Origin of the sequence: Bacillus sp. N5-665 (assembly GCF_022637375.2) — a bacterium.
Lineage (GTDB): Bacteria > Bacillota > Bacilli > Bacillales > Bacillaceae_G > Bacillus_A > Bacillus_A wiedmannii.
The window spans coordinates 456,089-478,538 of sequence record NZ_CP093324.1 but is presented as its reverse complement, the minus strand read 5'-3'; the positions used below and the strand labels follow the sequence as shown (position 1 = coordinate 478,538).

General features: G+C 31.7%; 16 protein-coding genes and 2 pseudogenes. 7 read left to right on the top strand and 11 right to left on the bottom strand.

The genetic code is table 11. The features are described 5' to 3' along the window. The first annotated feature begins 578 nt into the window (after window positions 1-578). From MNO09_RS02065 to MNO09_RS02045, 5 genes and pseudogenes are all read left to right on the top strand, one after another. Entirely contained in the window at window positions 579-2,288 is a 1,710-nt protein-coding gene (locus MNO09_RS02065) for a hypothetical protein (protein WP_070169523.1), read from the top strand. A gap of 938 nt (window positions 2,289-3,226) precedes the next feature. Next, the gene (locus MNO09_RS02060; protein WP_171902947.1) at window positions 3,227-3,370 is read left to right on the top strand and encodes a hypothetical protein; all 144 of its coding nucleotides are present in this window, start codon (window positions 3,227-3,229) and stop codon (window positions 3,368-3,370) included. Between the two features lie 193 nt (window positions 3,371-3,563). After that, a pseudogene (locus MNO09_RS02055) lies at window positions 3,564-3,719 on the top strand (integrase); the annotation flags it as partial. A 533-nt stretch (window positions 3,720-4,252) separates the two neighbouring features. After that, on the top strand, window positions 4,253-5,368 hold the full coding sequence (locus tag MNO09_RS02050; RefSeq protein ID WP_088107211.1) for a SagB/ThcOx family dehydrogenase: 1,116 nt from the start codon (window positions 4,253-4,255) through the stop codon (window positions 5,366-5,368). After that, window positions 5,365-6,588, top strand: a complete 1,224-nt coding sequence (locus MNO09_RS02045; RefSeq protein ID WP_227496185.1) for an MFS transporter — start codon at window positions 5,365-5,367, stop codon at window positions 6,586-6,588. The genes MNO09_RS02050 and MNO09_RS02045 overlap by 4 nt, the downstream gene beginning before the upstream one ends. 266 nt (window positions 6,589-6,854) lie before the next feature. Here the strand turns inward: MNO09_RS02045 and MNO09_RS02040 are convergent, their stop codons facing one another. From MNO09_RS02040 to MNO09_RS02010, 7 genes are all read right to left on the bottom strand, one after another. Beyond that, window positions 6,855-7,172, bottom strand: coding sequence for a GNAT family N-acetyltransferase (locus MNO09_RS02040; RefSeq protein ID WP_241949910.1), 318 nt, complete (start codon window positions 7,170-7,172; stop codon window positions 6,855-6,857). Between the two features lie 712 nt (window positions 7,173-7,884). Then, window positions 7,885-10,332 carry an ABC transporter permease gene (locus tag MNO09_RS02035; RefSeq protein WP_347280215.1) on the bottom strand — a complete coding sequence of 816 codons (2,448 nt, stop codon included), beginning with the start codon at window positions 10,330-10,332 and terminating at the stop codon, window positions 7,885-7,887. Between the two features lie 94 nt (window positions 10,333-10,426). Then, complete coding sequence (locus MNO09_RS02030) at window positions 10,427-11,104, bottom strand: ABC transporter ATP-binding protein (RefSeq protein WP_088107212.1); 678 nt, start codon at window positions 11,102-11,104, stop codon at window positions 10,427-10,429. Window positions 11,105-11,656: 552 nt separating this feature from the next. Continuing rightward, complete coding sequence (locus MNO09_RS02025; RefSeq protein WP_070169528.1) at window positions 11,657-11,941, bottom strand: hypothetical protein; 285 nt, start codon at window positions 11,939-11,941, stop codon at window positions 11,657-11,659. Between the two features lie 685 nt (window positions 11,942-12,626). Further along, window positions 12,627-12,914, bottom strand: a complete 288-nt coding sequence (locus MNO09_RS02020; protein ID WP_070169529.1) for a hypothetical protein — start codon at window positions 12,912-12,914, stop codon at window positions 12,627-12,629. 225 nt (window positions 12,915-13,139) lie between these two features. Next, window positions 13,140-14,066, bottom strand: coding sequence for a hypothetical protein (locus MNO09_RS02015; RefSeq protein WP_070169532.1), 927 nt, complete (start codon window positions 14,064-14,066; stop codon window positions 13,140-13,142). 9 nt (window positions 14,067-14,075) lie between these two features. Beyond that, window positions 14,076-15,062 carry an RNA-binding protein gene (locus MNO09_RS02010; RefSeq protein ID WP_241949908.1) on the bottom strand — a complete coding sequence of 329 codons (987 nt, stop codon included), beginning with the start codon at window positions 15,060-15,062 and terminating at the stop codon, window positions 14,076-14,078. A 364-nt stretch (window positions 15,063-15,426) separates the two neighbouring features. On the opposite strand from MNO09_RS02010, the gene MNO09_RS02005 reads away from it, so the two are divergent. Next, on the top strand, window positions 15,427-15,912 hold the full coding sequence (locus MNO09_RS02005; protein ID WP_070169531.1) for an LMxysn_1693 family intestinal colonization protein: 486 nt from the start codon (window positions 15,427-15,429) through the stop codon (window positions 15,910-15,912). Between the two features lie 28 nt (window positions 15,913-15,940). Here the strand turns inward: MNO09_RS02005 and MNO09_RS02000 are convergent, their stop codons facing one another. The 4 genes and pseudogenes from MNO09_RS02000 to MNO09_RS01985 all read right to left on the bottom strand — a co-directional run bounded on the left by MNO09_RS02000 (window position 15,941) and on the right by MNO09_RS01985 (window position 20,332). Beyond that, window positions 15,941-16,168 carry a CPBP family intramembrane glutamic endopeptidase gene (locus MNO09_RS02000; protein WP_241950016.1) on the bottom strand — a complete coding sequence of 76 codons (228 nt, stop codon included), beginning with the start codon at window positions 16,166-16,168 and terminating at the stop codon, window positions 15,941-15,943. Between the two features lie 535 nt (window positions 16,169-16,703). Then, window positions 16,704-18,353, bottom strand: a pseudogene (locus tag MNO09_RS01995) (DNA translocase FtsK); the annotation flags it as partial. Between the two features lie 118 nt (window positions 18,354-18,471). Beyond that, window positions 18,472-18,858, bottom strand: coding sequence for a hypothetical protein (locus tag MNO09_RS01990; RefSeq protein ID WP_048530099.1), 387 nt, complete (start codon window positions 18,856-18,858; stop codon window positions 18,472-18,474). A 190-nt stretch (window positions 18,859-19,048) separates the two neighbouring features. Further along, window positions 19,049-20,332 carry a replication-relaxation family protein gene (locus MNO09_RS01985; protein ID WP_070169472.1) on the bottom strand — a complete coding sequence of 428 codons (1,284 nt, stop codon included), beginning with the start codon at window positions 20,330-20,332 and terminating at the stop codon, window positions 19,049-19,051. Window positions 20,333-22,026: 1,694 nt separating this feature from the next. On the opposite strand from MNO09_RS01985, the gene MNO09_RS01980 reads away from it, so the two are divergent. Further along, complete coding sequence (locus MNO09_RS01980) at window positions 22,027-22,449, top strand: hypothetical protein (protein WP_016089810.1); 423 nt, start codon at window positions 22,027-22,029, stop codon at window positions 22,447-22,449. Window position 22,450 lies beyond the last annotated feature (1 nt).

The following is a 22,450-nucleotide window of genomic DNA, read 5'->3' as shown; positions in this document are numbered from 1 at the left end:
GTATCCTCTCCCTAACTTCCCTACCATTTTCACTCTAATCCTTTACATACCAAGGGTTTAGGTACTTTTCCACTTACTTTTATACATATCACACAACTTGCAACACGTTTGCGGTATCCATACCCATATTTTTCTCACAAGATGCAACACTGTTTGCGGTATCCTTTCCCTACTTTTAATCTATAAGTGCGAACAAGTCCTTTTATATCAAGGTTAATCATTGTAATCCATTTTTAATAATTGCGTTCACAAACTTGCAACACGTTTGCGGTATCCTCTCCCTAACTTCCCTGTCATTTTCACTCTAACCCTTTATATACCAAGGGTTTAGGCACTTTTTCACTCACCTTTATACATATCACACAACTTGCAACACGTTTGCGGTATCCTTAACACAAAAAAAATCAATGAAATTCTCCAATCCCTTGACACACTTGGCTTTAGGGGCTGTTGCAAGTTGCCTTTTTTCTTCTTAAAGGGGCACGTTTCGCCAATTTTCGGTTTGCTATAATCAAAATTGGTATATTTTATAGTATTCTGGCATACATTTCGAATTTTGCAGAACGGAGGTGAAAAAGATGGGGAAATCATTTGTGATACGTAATCAACGTAGCTTAAATGGGAAAACAACTAATGCAGTACTAGTAACATTAAAATCTTGGCAAAAATTTGTGGAAACATTTGAGGAGAAGTACTACAGCTATAAAGATACATATTTAGAAGATATTCTGCAGCACATGACATACGAAGAACGTATCGCTGACGTAGAAGGCTTTGTCGAAAAAGCCAAGCCATCTTTTTCACGTCGCGCAATGTCTGCAATTGCAGAAAAAACCGGAAGAAAACATAAATTATACGGTATTACGAATGCAGATCTTGAAGTATTCTTGTACCTACATAAAAAATGCTATACAAATGGTGTCATTCCAAATGTAACAATACATATGATGTGGGAAGATTACAAGCAATATAAAGAAGAATTTGCTTATATCCAACACTCTCAATTCTATATCGCATTAAAGAAATTAAACTTACATAACATTATCTCCATTGAAAATGGCGTAGATGGCCGATATACAATTAAACTGACTCATTTTATGAATGAGGAAACAGAAAAAGCAAATCCGTACGTATATATTAGTCCGGTTGTATTTACAAAGGATTTCTTTAAACTATCTGTAGCGGCTAAGAAGCTATTCTTAGATATCGCAATGCAACAACATACAGAAACAACTTTAAAACGTTCTTTGGACAAGCAAGATGAAAGAGGCAACAAAACTCACTTTGGTGGGATGTATCGTTTCTTACATAAAAAATATCCGCACCAAATTCATGCGGTTATCGAAGAATTAACAACTGCATTACCATGTACGGGGAATCCCCTATTCAAAATTTGTAAAATGCAAAAAGGTGTTAAGCATACAAAACGATATACGACATTATATCTGTCTATCCATTCAGACTTCTTATGTTCGAAAGAAGCTGGAGAAGAACAACATAGGGATCCATTTACACCAAAAGCTACTTATGCACGTAAAGCGAAATTCATTGAATCAGTTCTACAAGAAATGAATATCGGTGAACTGTCTGCAGACATGAATAAGTTCATTCATGTATTAAAGCATACTTGTCATCGTCAAATTCGAAGTGTAATTCGTGGACTACGTGACATGGTTGATCGAAAAGAAGGATATCCAACGAAAATTGTATATACATTGAAAAAACTATTGCATCAAACATCTCAATATCAAATTCTCGATACAGCGGCGAAAGAAGGCATCTACCCTCTTATTGCGCAGCACATACCAAAAGAGAGAAATAGTGATCGTGAGCAAGCTGTCTTTAATTTTGGTCTACATTATTCTATGTACTCTCTTCATAACATTAAGAAGATGTTTAAAAATGTGCATGCACTACTGAAGCAGAAGTTTGCGGTACCAGTGACGGAAGAGTCTTATCACCGCAATTATCTAAAATACCAGGAAGAAACGTTATTTAGAAAATATGCATATGATCAGGGAGTAAATCTCCATGCATATATCGCTTTAGAAATTGAAATGCGTGAAAAACTAAAAGTTCGTGGTCATAAAGAACGCACGATTCCAAGTGATGTGCGTGAATGGTTTATCGAGGCAATTGATAAGCTGCCACAAGAAAAACTTCGTGTTATTGAGCTACCAAAGCAGTTTAATTTACTAGAGTTTATGCGTACCTTCGAACGTTTAGTACGTGCTGGGGTAACAATAACAGATCCTAATCAGGTGCTAACCGCAATAGAAATAAAATAAAAGCAACAAGCTCTCTATTTTTGAAAAAATTGAAAGTAGAGGGCTATTCGTGTTTGTTTCATTAATACCCCTTCCCCACTACTCTATTTATACATACCAAATCAGAAGGACTGCATGTAAAATGGGGTCTTTTTTTATGCAATTCTATACAGATCTTCTTCTAGCTATACAAGAATCTCCACACTACACATTGGGTATTCTTCACGTGTAGTAAAATATTCGATTTTATACCTACAAAAAATCAGAAGGATATTTATAAAAAACAGTGGATATGAGGACAAAAATGTTCAAATGTGAATAATATATTCTCAATATCCTTGATAATACTAGTGTCGTTTATTTCATCTAATAAAAATCATCAATAATAATGTGAATTACGTGTAAATACTGAGTTATGTTAACAAATCGCTACATTTTCTGAACAAAATGTGGACAAGTTGACGCTAGACACTGCTTTATTTACCAAACTAAAGAAAATAAAGCCTATTTCCATAGTTGGATACATATAAAGTGATTTGTATTAATTTCTTTCCGATTTCATGTAGAAACATATGATTTTCTTTCTGCTTTTTTGTAGAATTAAAAACCTATTAATCATTGAATCTACGGATACATTTTCTACTATTTATGATTTTTTACGTTCTAACATGAAATTTTCCCTTGTGGGAGTAGATCTTTCCCCTATTTTTGATAACCTATAATAGTTTTATCTTTATTTCTTTTTAATATATAAGATATATATTTATAATAGATTTTATTATTACTAGTATGATTGTTAATAAGATGTCAGACCTAATTGAAAATATTTGTTAATTTAGTTATAATAATGGTAATTAAAGATATCATTACCCTCATACAAAAGGACAAACGTATCCCTATCAGGGACAGGTTTGTCCTTTTTTTATTGTAGTAAACAATTCTTATTGGGAGGATTAAATATGGCTATATTAAAAGATACAACTTATATAGAAATGAATACGCATAACGAGATTAGATTTTTCAAAGGGATATTTTGGGGAATAGTCTTTGTAGTTCCTTTTTGGAGTATGATGATAGCCTTATTCATTTGGCTCTGTAAATAATAATCAACATATCAAAAAGCAAAAACTTGTTTGTCCGTTTGCTTTTTAATATGCCAGCAACTATGCGCAGCAAAAGACGATAGCAGGTCTTCACCCTACTTTCTGTTATAATACACCTAAAGAAACTAGGTGATTATAATGAAGGTGACAATTAGTTTAGAGAAAATCTTAGAAGCCTTTTCTGCTTATTTGAATGAAGACAAAGAGGTTAACTGAAAGACAGGCTAAATATCGAGCTCCAATTATGGATAGAAACGTTTGTATAATCAATTTAATAGTAAACTATGCTTTATCTTTGAAAGAGCTTGTATCGCTTAATATGAGCCATATACAGTTTGCTAGAAGTACTTAATAGAAAAAACTCACCTATTGTGAAAAAAGTTGATTAAATTTAAGATTACTTGTCAAATGTGAGCAACTAGATGTTTGTTTAATAAAAGGGCTATACTAACGTTGATAAAATTGGTTCTTCTTTTTTAAACATGTGATTATTCTTCATAGATTGAATGAACAGTTGAATAAGTATCTCTTTATGCTATTTAACCCTCTTTCCCCAAGACTCGTAAATCATATTTTCTAATAACCTAGTTGTTTTTGATGGTTTAAATATTCAGAAGAAAAAATACTTTCAAACTATTGATTGACAAAAGTAATCTTTTATGGAAAAATATACATTGTAATAATCTTCTAATTATAGAAAGGAGTTGAAAGAAATGAAAATTTTTAAACCTTGTGAAAATGAGTACACAAATCGCGTTGATTTAGAACACGGTGAGACTTCTCCATCAAAATAATTAATAATGCTTAAATGACTGTCCTACTAGGGGCAGTCATTTATCGTTAAAAAAGAGATACATATTTTTTAAGTTAGGAGACATTGATATGCAGTTAAAAATATCCGAAAATATGATTTATTTTTGGAAAAATGGTCATCTTATGATAGATGATTTTATTAGACACGAACAATATAGCTTAGAGCTTTCGGTTTTCCCTATTTTAGGATTATTTAAAGAATGGAATGATCCTGATAGTGCGTATCTACAGCTACAGAAAGATCGAGCTTCATCTTTAACAAGAAACGAAATGATGGAAATAATTAAAAGCCTTCAAGAAGTTCATATATTAATAGAAAAAGAAAATCTAGAAGATATGAAGCTTGAAAATTGGAGAGAATGGGGAACTCCAGCTAAATATTTTCATTTTAATACAAGGTTACTCCATAAAGATAATTATTTAGATGTAAATCAAGACTATGAAAGATTGGTTAATAAGAAACAAAATATAAAAGCACCATCTATATATAAAATATATGACAATGTAGAAGAAATACCATTACCTACTCCTGATTTTAAAAAAGAAGGAAAATTCCTAGAGACTCTCTTAGAAAGACAAACTATACGTTCTTTCTCAGAAAAACCTATTACCCTAATTGAATTATCTACAATTCTTTATTTTGTTTGGGGGGCACAGTCTTGTAAAAGGGATTTTGGAGTGGGTGCCAATCTTTTTAAAACAAGTCCTTCTGGGGGTGCTAGACATCCTATTGAGGTATATCCTTATATAACTAATGTAACAGGGATAAAAGAAGGGTTATATCACTACAATGTTCAAAATCATTCATTGAATGTGATTAAAAAAGAAAAAATTACAGATATTATAGATATGGCCGCAGGTCAAGAATATGTAAAAAATGCATCGGTCCTCTTTTTTTATACAGCATGTTTAGAGCGACCTATGTGGAAATACAAGAGTCCAAGGGTATATCGTATTATTATGATGGATGTAGGTCATCTAAGTCAGACTTTCTATTTAGTTGCTTCATGGTTAAAATTAGGAGCCTTTTTCACTGGCCATCTTAAAGACGAATTAGTAGAAGAAAGACTATTTATAGATAAGGAAAAAGAAATTGTTTGCGGACTATCTGGAATAGGACATATTAGTGATGGAGCTAAAAATTATGGGAGAGATTTTAGGTTTAGAGGTGAGGACTTGAAATGAAATCCTTTAAAGCCATCATTCATAACAAAAATTTATGTATTGTATTAGGAAGTCAACTAGTCTTTCAATTAGGTATATGGTTTGGCACAATTGGGAATTTGCAATTTTTACAAATACATATAAAATCTCATGTTCTTCAGGCTTTTTTTCTTGTTATTGGTGGTGTCCTTGGGGTTATAATAGGCCCTTATGCAGGGCGTTATATAGATTCTACTTCTAAATTAAAGGTATTACAATTAGTTGGATTGATGAGAATTGCATCTGTTTTATCAATGTTAGTTGCTATATATACGGGGTCAATTTATTGGATGGTTATCTATAGCATAGGAATTGGCTGTTCTGCTTCATTTTTTAACCCCACTATACAAACAATATTGCCAACTTTAGTTAAAGAAGATGACTTGATTACGGTTAATGCTATTAATATAAATATAATCACTTTGTCAAGAATTTTTGGAGCTGTATTAGCTGGCCTTTTATTAACCGTCGCTCCTTTATATACATTATTTATCATTGCTCTCATCGCCTATGTAATTTTATACTTTATTAATTTTTTATTAGTTATTCCAAACGATATACAATTGCTTCCTAAAAAACTAAAGACTAATTTTAAGGATATTTTTCCCATTATTATAAATAATCATCCTATAAAAGTAGTTCTTACATTATCCATTATCCCTCTAATCTTTATTTCTGGCTTTAATTTATTTGTTATTGAGATTGGAAAGGGACAACCCAGTTCAATCATGGGGATACTCTATTTTATAGAAGGGACAAGTATATTAATTGCAGGCCTACTCATCAAAAGAGTAATAAAACGATATCATAAACAAGTGAATATCCTTTTATTTGCTTGCTGTTTGATGGGGATAGCTCAAATTTTATTATCATTGACAAACCTTTATCTAACTATTTTCGCTTTTAGTGTATTTGGTTTGGCATACGGCATGTTTAATCCCCTTTTATATACATATGCGCAACAAAAAGTCCCTTCAAGTATTCATGGAAGATTTTTTTCATTTAAAACAATGTTAGATCGAACAATTATGCAATTATGTTTAGTGTTAATTGGGTTTTTGCTAGATCAAATAGGGTATAGTAGTTTAATGGTTTTGTTAGGTATATGTACCCTTACTCTAGTTTCCGCTATTATCATTGACTTTAGGGTGAACTCTAAAAGCTATACAACCGAAAATAAAAGTAATTATTCTGATGTTTAAATAATTACTTTTTTAGGGGGAAACTATGAAATTCCAATATTCTCGTCGTATAGAGAAATAACAAATTTGCTTAATTTTGATGTGGAAAAATAAATCCTTGCTGCCTATGAAGTGTAGCAAGGATTTTAAATTTGGTTAATGAGGTTAAAAGTTATTAAGTTTTCGATGTAAAATATTTCACTAAACTTAAAAATATAACAATAAGATCATTTAATTCTATGAGTTATTCCATAATGCCCTCCGTCAGTACAACAGGGACACTCACCTTAAATCTCCTTATTCATGACAATTCGATTCTCAATAAACCCAAATTCCTCATAAATTTGAATTGCTTTATTCCCTTTATATACAACAAGACGAACATTTTTTAGACCTTGTGTTTTTAGGTCAGTAATACATTTTTCAAGTAATCTTTTAGCGAAGCCCTTTTTCCTATAATTCTTCAAAATATAAATCTCATAAATAAATCCAATTTCTTCATCAGTGATACTATCTTTTTGAGAGCCAAATAGCACCCATCCCGCCAGTTGTTCCGACTCTTTTACTACTAAGAGCTTACCGTTATTTGCTAATACTTTTTCCATTAGGCTGGTTGCTTTTACATTATCAACAGTATAACTGTTTACAGACCCTTCATTTAAAGCTTGACCGGTAAGTTGTGATATTCTTCTAAATCCGATTTAGATGCATTTAATATTTCCATACGTCCTCCTTATTAGTTACTAAGCGTATAAATCTCCGAACATATTATCACATCTATTGTACCACTTCTTCTTAAAAATATGCCCTGCAGTGGAACTATATAATGGTAATTATCAAATAACTTAAATTTGTTAAAAAAATTTATGGTGATGCAACGCCTAATTACGATTTTCTAGCGACAGCAGACACGGTTTCACGAATTTTTTGTAATAATAGGTTCAGTTTACTTTGTACTTCTTCGTTAATTCAAATCCCTCCCTCGGATAATGGAATTAAATAGACGTTTGATTATATAATACATCCAAACTAACACAAAAAGGGCTTCTATAACTTAACCACAATGCAAGAGGTGTGGGAATAAACGGAATCAAATAAAATAAAAATATCTCCATATATTCCATAATTGAGATTATTGTAGCAAGATATTTTCTGATTTTTAAAACTTATTTACAAAAAATATTACTATTTATTATTTTTTATATTTAAAAAGTTGTAATTAAGGAATCTAAGTTGATTGAGATAATTATGATTTTTAATATGTTAGGAATGGAAAAAAAGCGTATTTTGACTAAGGATCAAAATACGCTTTTTTATTTATTTATTTTGTAAAAGGTGTATAGGTTTAGCTGATAATGATTGTTTTGCTGCTATCCAAACCACAATGATTGTTGTTATAACAGATAAAAGTATGCCTAAAATAGACCAAGTCATATCTATTTTCATGGGCATTTGGAACAAGAAGCGCAAACTGATACCTGAAAAGGCTAATGCAATTCCAGCACCAACTAATCCAGCTGATAGGGAGATAATTGTATTTTCTAATAAAATGGATTTCATCAAATTACTAGAAGACATACCAACTGTTTTCAGAATAGCAACATCTCGTGTCTGTTGCATTAAGCGAATGACAACTGGATTTCCAATTGTGAGAACAGCCGTTAAAAATGCGAACAGCGCTACAATTGAGAAGAAAGCACTTTGCATTTGAATAATATACTGAAGACTATCGATTGCTGTAGCAGCAATTGAATATGCCATTGCTGAACTAGGAAGTTTTTCATTTAATTTTTTTAATATAGCATTGGTTTTTTGAGGATCACTATCTAAGGAATAAGTAATTCGGCTTGGTTTCCCATATGTAGCTGATGTTTCAGTTGGGATACGTATGCCAACGGTTTTAACTACACCAGATTTAAAGAAACCTATAATTTTGCAGTTTACTAATTCATTTCCAATTTGAATGTCAACTGTATCGCCAATTTTCATACCTAATTTCTTATAGCTGTCCAAAAGCACTGCCTTTTTCCCTTTTGCATCCGATAAAGCTAAGTCACGCCCTTCAGCTATCGTATAGGCTCTCGAATTAAGGGATGTATCTACCCCTTCTATCGAAATTTTAGTTGAGCTAAAAAATTTATCATCTTTTATATTCTTCATGAATATAGATGCCGCTTCTACCCCGTTAATATTTTGGAGTCTTCCATCTAATTGATACCCTTTTTTCCATCCTTTTATGTCTTTAATAGAGTTTAGTTGTTTTTCAACTTTCTCTTCATCATGAATGGAACTAGTAATAAGAAGATTTCCCATTGCTTCTTTTTCCAATTGGCCTTGAACTGATTCAATTAAATTGTCTGCAAATACATGGCTAGAGACAACAGAAACAACACCAATAGTTAAAGTAACTGCCAATAAACCACTTCGTTTACTTGTAGTAGCCATGTTGTGTAAAGCAAGGAATTGAGTTTGTGGCATTATGTTTTTCATGGCACCAATTAATTTAAATAATAAAGAATATATAAATCCTATAAAACGGATAAAAGCAAAAATAAATAATAGAACTGCATTTGTAAGTAAAAAAGCAAGAAACCACTTAAAGATGGCGTTGCCATTTGTATTTGTTGTAAAAGCTATATTATAAACATAAATAGAAACAATGCCACAAATAAATATAAAGAGTTGAAATTTCTTTTTAAATGGTAAAGTATAATTCACACTTGTATTCTCAGTATCACGTAACATTTGAAGTGGTGATACACGCATGCCACTTTTTACAGGTATCCAAGAAGCTACGAAGGTTACAATTAATCCCACAATAATGGTTGTGAAAATTACAGACCATGAAATTCCCCAATGTAGAGGTAGTGAAAGCACGTCTGCTAGATATGAAGTTAGCCAAATGCTAGCTAATAAGCCAAGTACAATCCCACCAACAGTTCCGAGAATTGCTAACCAAAATGCTTCTAATAGAAAATATTGAATAATATATTTAGTTTTCATTCCTACTGACTTCATAACAGCGATATCATGTGTACGTGAAGCAATAATGACTTTCATTGTGTTAGAAGTAGTGATAGCAGCAATTCCAAGGACTAATACACTGAAAAGTTGAAGAAATGGTAACAACATCCGTAAATCTTTTTGTCTCTCTAGTTCTTTATCCTGAACATCTATTACGCTACTTTGTGGTAATTGTTTTTGGATATTCTTTTTAAAAGAAGTAGTATTAACATTCTCATTTAATAAGATTAATGCTTCATTAAATGTACCTGTAGGTACATTTAAGAGTTGCTGTACTTGATCTAAATGTAAATAGGCAGTTCCAAAAATCGAAGCATCGCCATAGGATTCTTGGACACCCTCTACTAAACCACTAATTTTATATGAGGACATTGCCCCAGTAGAACGATTAGGAATCTCTACTCGATCTCCTATTTTGACTTGCAAACGGTCAGCTGTATTTTTGGAAAGGAGTAGTTCATCTTTATGTAAAGTACGAATCTTAGGAAACAAATTATCACCAAAGAAAGGATAGTGATTTGTTTCAATTCCTTTTATACTTAAACTTGTTGTTTTTCGATCAGATTTGACCATACTTTGCCCTAATAAAGAAGTTGTGAGCGCTTTCTGTTCTTCTTTAGGAAGGGAAGACATAAGGGTTTCGCGATCCATCGGTTTTAAATAGGATTGGACTGACACATCCCCTCCTAAAAGAATTTTAGATGATTCGTGAATAGATCGAGGAACCAGCTCTACCAACATAGACATAGAAAAGAAACTAGCTACCCCTATTAAATACTGAACACTGTAAAAAAAGTTCTTAAACGATTACGTGTTAAACTACGTAGTGCAGATTTTAGTAGCATGATGTTATGCCACCTTCTTGTTTACTAGATTTTGTATGGTTGTTAAGAGTTTCTTGAACGAGAAGACCATCTTCCATTTTTAAAACACAATCTGAAAGTTTTGCCACATGCGTATCATGTGTAGCGATAATAAATGTCATATGGAGTTGATCACGTAGTTGAAAAATTAAGTCCAAAATATTTTTTCCTGTTTTTGAATCTAAGTTCCCGGTTGGTTCATCAGCAATAACAATGGTTGGATTATTTACTAATGCACGAGCAATTGCTACACGCTGCTGTTGTCCCCCGGATAGCTGGTTTGGTAAATGGTGATATCGCTCTTCCATCCCAACAAGGTCCAACATTTCCCTAGACTTTGTTATCATTTCTTTTTGGCTTTTTACTCCAGCGCACATAAGCGCCATCATAACATTTTCTTGAGCGGTCATTGTTGTGACTAAATTATACGATTGAAAAACAAAACCGATTTTTTTTGCACGGAAATCAGCTAGCCTTTCTTCTGACATGGAGGTAATATCTTGTTGTTCAATAATAATACGTCCTTCGGTAGGTGTATCCAATGATCCCAGTATTCCAAGTAGTGTGGATTTTCCACTTCCACTAGGACCAATAATACTAACAACCTCTCCAGAATAAAATTGAGTACTAAGCCCTTTTAAAATTTGGATAGTTCCTGCCTAGGTTTCATAAGCTTTCTTTATTTTTTCTACTTGAAGGATTACTTGTTTGTTTAGCATCCCTTTCCCTCCCAGCCCTTTTAAAATTTAATGCAAAGACAATTGAAAATCATTTTGCTATACCGGATATTTTCCATTATTTGGTTCTGAATCGATGATTATAATAAATGAAATCATATGAAAATAGCAACTCTTAAAATCTGAATATTTCGTGACATACTTTTTAAATATTTTAATATATAAATAATGCTATAATACTGATTTTAATAGTATTGAGGACGACATTACATACGTTTTTGGGGTATTAATTTATGTTGTAATTTAGGATTTTCTAATGATTACACTCTCATATTTTTTACATTTATACCAATTCATCGGTTGATATTATTCTCTTAAAGGCTTTTTGGCCCAGGAAATTGATATGGTTATTTTATAACGTTACTTCATCTCAAAAATGAACAAATATCTTTTCCTATTTATTCTTTTTTCTGTAGCTTATTAAAAAAAGACATTGAACCAAATGGTTCAATGTCTTTGCGCCTCTTACATGTTTGTGTACTCAAAGTACAATTTTTCCGGTTTTCCATACATGTTAATTTCATTTTGATATACAACAGCTAATTGCTGAGACATCTGAATGTTTTCCATATAAGATAAGGAAGCTGCTGCTTCTATTTTTTCTTTAATTTCATTAGGAATAACTGTATAAGATAAATTCTCCATCTTACTTCCTAACTTAGTATCGGTAGCAGCCTCATAATAAATTTCGGTAATTAAGACCTCATTATCATCTGGATCATACATATATCCTCGGTTAACTGTAATCATATTATAGTGCTCCTCTCATTTTTTGTTGTCTAATTCCTTGTGTTTTTAGCATTGCAACGAGTACCTTATTTCTATATAAAATCCCTAGTTCCTAATTTGTATATTCCATTATTTCTCTACTCTACTATAAATTAGTATTTAATACCCTTTTTTAGTTTTGAATTCAAAAAGTCTTAACAATACTAAAGAGTTAGACTACGAATTCATTCTTCGCATTGTTTTTCTTATGCCATAGTTCGTAAAGTTCCATATGATCCCTCCTCTAAATTAAATGAAATAAGCACAATATATGTGCTTTTTTCATTTAGCATATTATTAGCTCAAAAGGTCTATTTATAAGTGATTCCTAACTTAAAGCCAACATAAAAAGGGCTTCTTTAAGTCGATTGAAAATGTGCATAGCAAAATAAGCTATATACATTAATCGGCTCAAAGAAGCCCTTTCATAATTGAAACAAGAACAAAACTTGCTTCTACAACTCAACCACAACTCATAAGGCGTGGGAATAAACGGAATCAATTAAACAATAAACATACGTTTATATTAAAATATTTTTATATTGTATTCAATTGTTTTAATTGAACGAATATAAGAAGAGGTTTTATATGCAGTTGTTATATGTATTGAATAATAATGTCCCTGCTTCCCCTGCTACAAATCCCCTCTTATTTTCGGTTCTCGGTGTTACTTCATGTACTGCATTTCAAAATAAAGTTTTTCTGGTTTTTGATTTTGGTCTAAATAAAAAAGTATTTCTCTAATAGTTTCTTTTTTAACTTCAATATTTTCTATATAGGACTTACTTTCATTTTCTTGAAGCTTTCGAAAAATAGCAGTAGGTAGTTTTACTGCACAAAATACCCCCATTTTACTTCCTAGCTTTTTAGCTGAAGCAGCATCGTAGAAAATTTCATTTACAATTACTTCATTATCATCTGGATCGTACATGTACCCTCTTTGTATGCGTAGCAATGTATTACTCCTTTCTTGTATATTTTATTTTAATAATAACAACATCTACATATATCATTGTTGTTAAAATAGGCATCAAGTAGTATTATTTCGTAAAATCCGTACTTTGTATAGAGGTAGACACGGGATAATTAGTTCTCTTAAGTTGTTTTTAAATATTTCGTGCTTTTTTTATACAATAAACAAGCCACCCTCTAAAAGAAAGCAATAGCTTGTAAGGGTGGTCTAGTTTATTATGAATAGCTTTGTATTTAATTGCTTAATCTTTCCTTCTGCAAGAGGTTGATAAAAGGCATGTTGTAATCCTTCTACATGTAATGTTTCTCCTATACATAGTAATACTTTACCAGGAATTAAATCGAGTAGTAGTTCATTATTAATTTGCTTTGCTTGTTTTTCAGTAGAAACATAAATAACTAGGATTGTAGGGTTATTCCCTAAATCGTTCATAATAACATCCTTACCTGACTCTACGAATTCTCTCCATTTAGCGATAATTTGTCTGAAGCGATCCTTTTTATCTGTTAATAAGGTAGAGTATACAACAAAATTAAATTCTTGATTTACTCCGCCCTGCGCAGCAAAACTTAAAGGAGGGGTAAAAACCCCTTTACTAATAGATGGATGCATAATATGCCCTATAAAGGAAGGAGCATAACGCAGGTGGCAAAGTAGATCTATATCATGCCAATAGCGTAGATGAACATATTTACCGTGATTATCAAGACGCTCTGGAGCAAAGAAGAACATATTACCTTTCCAGTATTTTAAGAGCTTGTAACCATTATCGGATAATGTATATGTTTCTTCAAAGATTTCCATATCAAAACTCTTAACCCGCCATTTTTCAATTAGACGATAGTAAAGTAATCCTTGAAGTGCATCATTGATTTTCTTACGTGAGTATTTGTTCTTGAATAAATATAGTAAATGATTGAATCGAACAGATGTATGAACACCAATGAAAGTGAGTATGGCATACTGTTCCTCTGTCAAACGCTGCTTAAACTTAACCAATTCTTCATAAGAATGGAATACATAGGATTTATCCAGTTCATGTATTCGATATATTTGAAGTCCCTGTACATCCTCATTTGATAAATGAGGAATAGATGGTACATAAGTAGACAATTGTTTCTCTATTGTACGAATAATCATCCATTAAAATTGGTAAATTGACGAATTAGATTTTTTACTCTGTCCTTGGGGATAATTTAGGATACGCACAGTTCCTTTTCTATTTTTGGCATCGATATTAAGCAGCTCGCATGTAACAATCGTTTGGTTTATTGCATCTTCCGCAGTTGGGTTGGCAAGATTACGGCTCTTTAGTCCTTTAAACTGAATACCTGGTGCAACTTCTACGAAAATACCAGCAATTGCATCTACCCCTACTATTTTACCTACAAAGCGGTCACGACGTTTCTTTAGCTCTAATAGCTTATCCATTGGATCTGTTTCTAGTTTCTTTTTATTTCCTCTAAATTCATAACGGCTATTCTTTTCTACTACTTTATCAATGATAAGTTCTACAACATCGCCAATCACAATATTCTCTGGACGTACAAATGAGTGTGACCATTGGGAATACCTCACTCCTACGTTTACACCATGAACCTCAACTAAAACAGTTTGTGCAGATGGAATATGTCCAGAGACAGTTCCCGTGTATACTTTATTCCCCTCTTGTGCTGTTACTTCTTCATACAACCTCTTTTGAAGTGCTAGTTCTCCCGCGGTAATAGATACGACGGCGAAGTTACCTTCTTCAGTTCTTTGGAAGTGCTCAATAATAACAGGTTTGGTCCTTCCTACTAGCCACTGAGGTTTTTTTGGAATATTGATTCCAGCCTCTGTAATGGGACAGTATGCAGTCGTATGAGTACCAATTTCAATTGTAAGTACTTGTATACGCTCTGATGTACCATTTTTAGTTGGAAACAGTTTTTCGGATACGACAGTAATTAACCCTTTTCCTACAGTACGCTCCCGTTTCATACGAGCTAATTCTTCTAATTCATGCTCTCGTACTCGTTCAAATTGATTAAAGGTTATTTCTACATGCATTTCCCCTATATTGTTGTTCTCTAGTTCAAAAGTCATCCCTAGTTCTTCTGTAATTTGAGCGTTTACTTTACCTTCTGCCATTATATTTTCCTCCTAGAACGTAAAAAAGGACACACCTGTACCGTTGGGATGGTACGTAAGGTGTGTCCTTCACGTAAATTATGTTTTATTTATATAGTCGTTAATTTAAATATAATGGTATTGCGTGATTTTTGCAAGTATAAAATTAGTTTGAGTTTAATAGAAAAATTGTAAGCAGAAATATTATTAAATCTATAATACAAGTTACAGTTACATTAAGTGGAGAAATAAAAAAACAGTAATAACCCTTGGTATCCTAATATTTCCCTTTCGATCTTTATATATAAAATTCTAGAAAAATGTTCCATTTTTGATATAAATATGTTATTTTTTGGTTGAATAATAATAAAGGAGGATGATTTAATTGTTAAAGAAAAGCGTAATAACGAGTCTGTCAGCTTCATTATTGGCAATACCTATTTTAGTAGGGTTTACTCCCTCTGCTTCAGCTGAAATAAATCCTCAAAACTCATATGAAATTGAAATTTTAGATGAAAATGCTGTATTAAATCCAGCAAACTTCGGTATCCAAGATCCAAAACCTTTATGTGCTACTTGTAATCAGTATAAAAGTAGTATTGTTTCTCAATCCTTAGTTTCTAGAACGTATAAGGGAACTGTTACATTAAGTAGTACTTCGTCAGTTACAGGAGAGGTATCATTTTCGTATAAAGGAGCTTCAATTAAAATTGGAGGCTCTAAAGTGTATTCATCAAGCCGTCAATTCAAAGATTATACTGTAGTAAAAGATTATCGTATAAGAGTTAAAACATATAATCCAATTGGACAGCTTATTTCTGACGAAACAGTGAATAGGAGAATTACTACTCTTGATAGAGTACCAGTTTAAAAGAGAGCCCTTTGTAAAAAGGGCTCTTTCAAATAATACTGGTTAAGTTCCATAGACAGTGGATAAAAAAGGGTGCTAATAATGAATTTGTTTTTTTATATATAAAGCTAGTTACAACACTCAAGATAAATGGGAAAATACGATATTCCATTGGGATGCTATGTAATGATGCAAAAATAATAGATACTATGCAGACACTAAGCCAAAATGGTATGTAACAATCTAATGTATCTAATACGATTCTTTTAAAAAACATTTCTTCCCAAAATGGTGTCATAATAGCCACACCTAAAATAAATACTGCTATGTGGGACATGGATGTAATCTGTATTGTTTCTGAATCTATTGTTTGATCTATTATAGAGATCAAACTCCCTATCTGTGATAAAACAAATACTATAATATATCCCCCAAATACATATAAGTAATTTTTAAAGTCAGTAAAAAACGACCAATGAATTTTTTTAAGCATATACTGTCTTACTTTTGTAGGGAGAAAAAACATTATTAGAAAAATCAGGGTTATTATAAAAGAATCATTCATTTGAGTATATATTGTAATATTAAACAAGTATTCAAAAAATCTCAAAAGGAAAACTACGCCTATAAACATTAGGGTACAGTACAATAAATTATTAGATTTTTTGATATTTATCAACCTCAATTCTATTATTTTCTATTTGTGTATATTTTTTACATAATCATTGATTTTATTTTATCATATTTTAGGTAGATGGGTCTTTTAAAAATTATATAAGTTTATCGAGATGTAGGATCTGAATATTAAAGAGTTAGCTTTCGATATTACCAAATATATCATCCAGGCTTTTACTCATAACATTTGATGTTTTGGTCTTTGGTTCCTCATTTTTATTAAGTAGTGATTGTGTATTGTTGTTCTTGTTATTTTGTTGAGCTTTTAAATGCTCTTGGCGTTCTTTATAACTTATACGCTTATATTCATGCTGTTCTTCGTTACCTTCAGTGTTCTCTACCATGTTTTTTTCTAAGTTTTGATGAACAGTGATACTAATGGATTCATAAACCTTCGCAACCTCTTCATCAAGCTTATTTTCTTCGGTCTGATTAACCGTTTCTGTAACTGGAATCGTATTAATTTCTACATTCGTTTCTGTTTCCGCTGTTATAGTAACGGGAATTGCAGTAGATTCTATATTTGTTTCTGCTTCCCCTTCCCCTGTTATTGTAATTGGAAGTTCATTTGCAGGGGGGTTTTTATGAAAAGGTTCTGTCTCGTAGGGAATCTCTGAATGAATTATGGAATCATTAGCCCACTCTTGTCACAGCATAGTAATAGATAATTCTTTGTTAAGTTCTGCTACTGGCATTTCGCCATTTCGTTGTAAGGCATCTATTAACCTCGATGCACGTGTATAACTTATATTAAATTTGTCCTGTACTACAGATATAGGAACGGTTCCTGCCTCTTTTACAAAAGCTAAAACATCGTCATATAGAATATCTTTAAAGGAATTTGTCTCCTCTTGCGCGGCTTCGTTGTCTTCGCCTGGAATGGCTACTTCTTGTGAAATAGTCTTCTTTATATTTGTATCAGATGAATGAGAAGTATTAATATCCGATTCTCTTGTTAATATTGGTATACCATTATCGTTTGAAATCAGTACTTTACGAGGGCCATTCCCTGCGTAAGAACTTACAACTTGATTTTGTTCTAACTTATCAATTAATCTTGCAGCCTTCATATAGCTAATCTTAAATTTTCTTTGCAGAAAGGCTGGCGAGACTTGTTGTGAGTCGATAACAAATAATTTAATGTCTTCATACAATTTGTTTTCTGCCTCTTCCTCATCAACCTCTGCTTGCTGGCTGACAACTGCAGAGTCATTAGATAAGGTTACACTTTCAGATTTATGTTCCCTATAATTCTCTAACGATACTATGTGTTGTTGCTCACCCTGTAATGCTATTGGGTTATCCAGCTCCATTTTCTCATCTTGCATAGGTGGTAATGGTTCAATTTTTTTCAAATTCTCTGCATCTACATGCTTCATAGCATTTGTTTTTTCGATAGATTCATTAATAAGTCGAAGACGTTCATTCTCCCAATATCGTCCTGTTTCCATATCTACCTGTGTAATAGCTTGAAAAAATTCCTCTTTAGGCACAAAGTTACTTGTAATTTGTTGGACTGGTTGCACATGGTTATCTTGTACGATACGAGCAGCACAGATGAATGCCCCTTGTGCCATGATATCTCCTGGTGACATAACAACTTCTTTTGTTTTCTGGTAAGTCGATCCTAATCGACTAACAGGATTCTCTTGCATAGGAGAAATACCCTGTTCGGATTCTGCCTCTTTAAATTCCTCTTTTTCACCAAACATATCAGAGAAAATTTTTGCATCATATGGTGTTACATCTCCAAATATCATTTTGTTACGGAACGAACCTAGTAAAGTAACTTTATGTAGTTTACTAGACCGAATCCAAATGAAAAAATAAATCCACTAATTAAGGTGAGTGTAGTAAATAACGGTAACCGTTGTTTAAATGTCCCCATAGAAAATCACCTACATCTTACAGGTATATTTGAATTTTATGATGGAATGTGAAGCGATTATTGAATTCAGGTTTAAATTGCTCTTTTGATTTTTCTAAAAAGAATTTCGCCGCATCTTCAGTTTGTTTTAAATATAAATCAATACTACTTCTTTCACATAGTTGGTCATATTCTTCTTGAGAAAGTACTGCAATATTCACCTCTATTTTTTTATTTGTTGCTGTTTCAATTATGACATCGTACCAAAAGTAATTTGGCTTTCCTGGAACTTGGATATCTTGTAGAGAAACATTAAACGTTGCACCCTCTTCTGTAATATGTTTAAGTACAAGTTCTGGGTTCTTAAATGCTTCTCTTGCAGAGAGCACTCCCCCATTCGTTGTTGTTGCAAATTGTAAATTCATTATCATTTTCCACCTTTCTCCATACAAAAAAAGGCAAGCGACACCCACTGTAAAAACAGCGTGTGTCGCTTGCCTTAATTTCATATGTTCTGATTTGATTGTAGTTTTCATTATATGTTCAAACGTTATTCTAACACTTTAAATAATTAAAATCAATAAAATTGTATAGAGTTATATAGAGAATAATAGATTAATATAATTCTACAAGTTTACGTCTTTTCGGATGAATGTTATTTGCAGTACGTACCAGGATCTGTTCATCCGCTTCTATAGTGACACTTTCATTTTGTAAGGATAGCAGTAGAACGTTGTGATAAGCGTTCATTAAAAGAATATCTCTAGGTTTTTCACGTTTCGGATAAATAACAACAAGTGGAACGCCTTCGTCTCCTTCTTTTCTTGAAAATACGACATCGTCTAGTCTAGCAATCATCCTGTAATCATTTTCATTTCCGAAAATAAAGAAGAAATCTTGGAGCACATCTTTATCTCTCCTATACGTTCGTCGAAGTCCTCCATCTATTGGTTCTTTGAACGTTTGAACCTTTTCAACAAATGCGTAACGCCAATCGGCATCTCCTACTGTACGTTGAGATAAAGATAAAAGAATATCTTGTTCGAAGTTTTGATTATCATCTTTTCCAAGGATGATATCTGAAATAACATCTCCAGCATTTTTAAGTGAGCAGACGTGTACATGTAGATTGGTTTGATTCATTAAAATTTCATGATATTTCCGCATAGAAAATAATAGATTTTTCATCCGCAAGTATGGTGGTTCAGCATCTTCTGCAAGAAACATAGTTTTGTCGTACATAACAAAAACAACGGTTATATTCTCATTCGTTTTTTGTGAGAATTCTATGTACTTACCTACTTTTTCAACTAAGGTAGTATTTGTTTCTTTACACATATCCATCTCGATATAGATATTTTTACCTTGATATGAAATATGTTCATCAGGAATCAAAGGCAACTGGTCATCCTCAATTTTCATATTTTGTTTCTGGTAAAAAGAACGAATATCCATTTTATATAATAATTCATTGGTTTGAGTTTTCTTTGTAGTCGCTAGAAGAGTACGCATAATGACTTCGCGTGAACATACTGTGTGAAAAGAAGTTGCTCGTGAGTACCTTCTTTTGGAACTTTTTTTGGGAATTCTTCCTATCCCCATTAAAAATTCAATTGTTTTTTCTTTTAAGGAAAATAAGGCACGTTTCGTAATGCTGTCATCCCTTTTATCAATTTTTTTAGTTAGCATAGCCCCGTATTGTGAGTATCGGTCAAGTTTTGTAAATATGCTAGCTTCAGAACATTCTCTTCCCTCAAATGCACTATATAACATTGTGATTTGTCGTGTTGTAAGAGCTCTTTTGTAATATAAAACTGTTAACATAAAAACGTCTGCTTCTTTTAAGTGAAAATGTTTTTTGGTACCTGGTCGTTTATATTTATACACTTCTCCGGACAAAGTATACACCTCTTATATTGAATTAGACTTAAATTAAATAATTATCATTTTTAATATACTATTACATTGATATAGTGGTTGTAAAATAAAAAAACATGAATAAGAGGTTTTGCTTTTCAGAGATACCCTATTTTGTACACCAGAGTTGGGATGGTAACTACTATTATAAATCTATTAAAAATTATGGGTTTATATGAATCTACTAAATCTTTCATGTTGTTAGGCCGATATACTACTAGACATCTAACAATAGTTATAATGAAATTTTGTTATAAAAATAATGTTATGACGTCCTAACATTTATTAGATAGGAATAATAACATTTTGATTGATTACAATTATTCAAGAATTATAAAGAGGCTTTTGATAACAAAGAGGAGTTTTCTCTATATTTTTTTAGAAAGTAAACTCTTTGTTGAAGTGCCCTCTCCTACTTTTGTTACTGATTCATTGCAAAAATTCAACTTATTCTTTTAGGTGTTTCACCTCAGATAATTGTAAATTCATTTATATAAATAAAAAAATGATAGTTTTTACTAAATCGTTAGTACGTTAAAAATGTGTCTATATGTTCTGAACATAAGGGTTCCATACACATGAGGTTAATTAGTTGTTAATTTTATGTGAAGTTCTAATTACCATCATCATTCCTACTAAATGAATAAGACTTTTAGTGTAATGTAAGTATCACTTTGATGTTAATAAGATAAGAACTTACTGTTAATAATCCAATTTACATAAATTTCATAGCAGTGATGCAATTTTTTTAGCATAATACTATTAGAATGTCTTAGTTTAAGAGATTATTTACAGGGATTTTAAGAACTATTGCATCAGTCAGCTTAACCTTTGACTCTCTTTTTAACATGTTAATTATAATTTGAGATGATTTCTGTTGTTCATATGAAATTAACAGCCGCTCCTAATGGCTTTCTAAGAATGACTGAAATTGACAAGGAATTGAATTTTAATGAGGCACAGAGTAAATTTTTTCTGTCAACAGATACATTCATGTGAACTAACAAGTACTAGGTAAAGAACAGCGCATTAACATAACATTAACAATTATCGTCCTTATAAGAGATAGATCCCTTCAAAACAATTAAGTAATAAAAAAACTTAGTGTGAATTGTTATAAGATCTTCATGAAATTTCCTTAGTAACATATCTACACGCGTATGATATTAGGTGTTTGGATATTTAATATTTTAGATGTGATTTATATAAGCTGTATAAGTAAGGATTATATATAAAACTTATCTATACAGCTTATGTAAAATAAAATCAAATAATTTTTGTGAATAAAATTTAATTTATTGTTGTTATAACAGTGTTTATATATACGACTTATATATAAAACTTATATATAAGTCGTATATATATATTTGTGAGTTTAATGTTAATAAAAAGGAGTGATTTTTTATGTGTTTTTATCAGTTTTTCTATATTGTTTTATTACAATTAATAAAAATGTGAATTACATGAAATTTAAGATTGATATAACATGTATACGCGTTATATATACACTGTATATATAAACCCTTATAAAACTTAGATTCTTTATGATTTTATTAATATAAGTCTTATATATAAGACTTATATATAAGTTTTATTTATAATGACTTGATATACGACGTGTAATGATGTACTATGTTTCTAGGAATAATTAACCAATGCTTTAAGGGGGGGACAACTTGAACGAGGTTTTAAGTGAAAAATATCAAACAATCAAGTTTGCAGATGAAGTAGTAAACATGTTTGCTGATATACTTGAACAAGATGAAATACTCTACAGTGTATTTCTATACATAGGAAACGTAGTAAATAAACAATTTCAAGAGACAAAGTACATGAGGGGCATATCGATTAATGAAATAGTGGAAAATGTAGTTATTGATAGGAGAGTAAAGAAGAAAAAAGGTAAATCCTATTCATTAGAAGTTGAACGTACAAATATATCTAGACGTTCAGCCGAAATAAGTGTGAGTACACTATCATCAATGTCTTTAATCTATGAAAAGACTATGCACCCATATAAATTTTTAATCTCAACTTATAGAGGGCAACAAGTACTTATTGAGTTAGGGAAAAGAAAAAAAGTAAATAAGGAGAGATAAA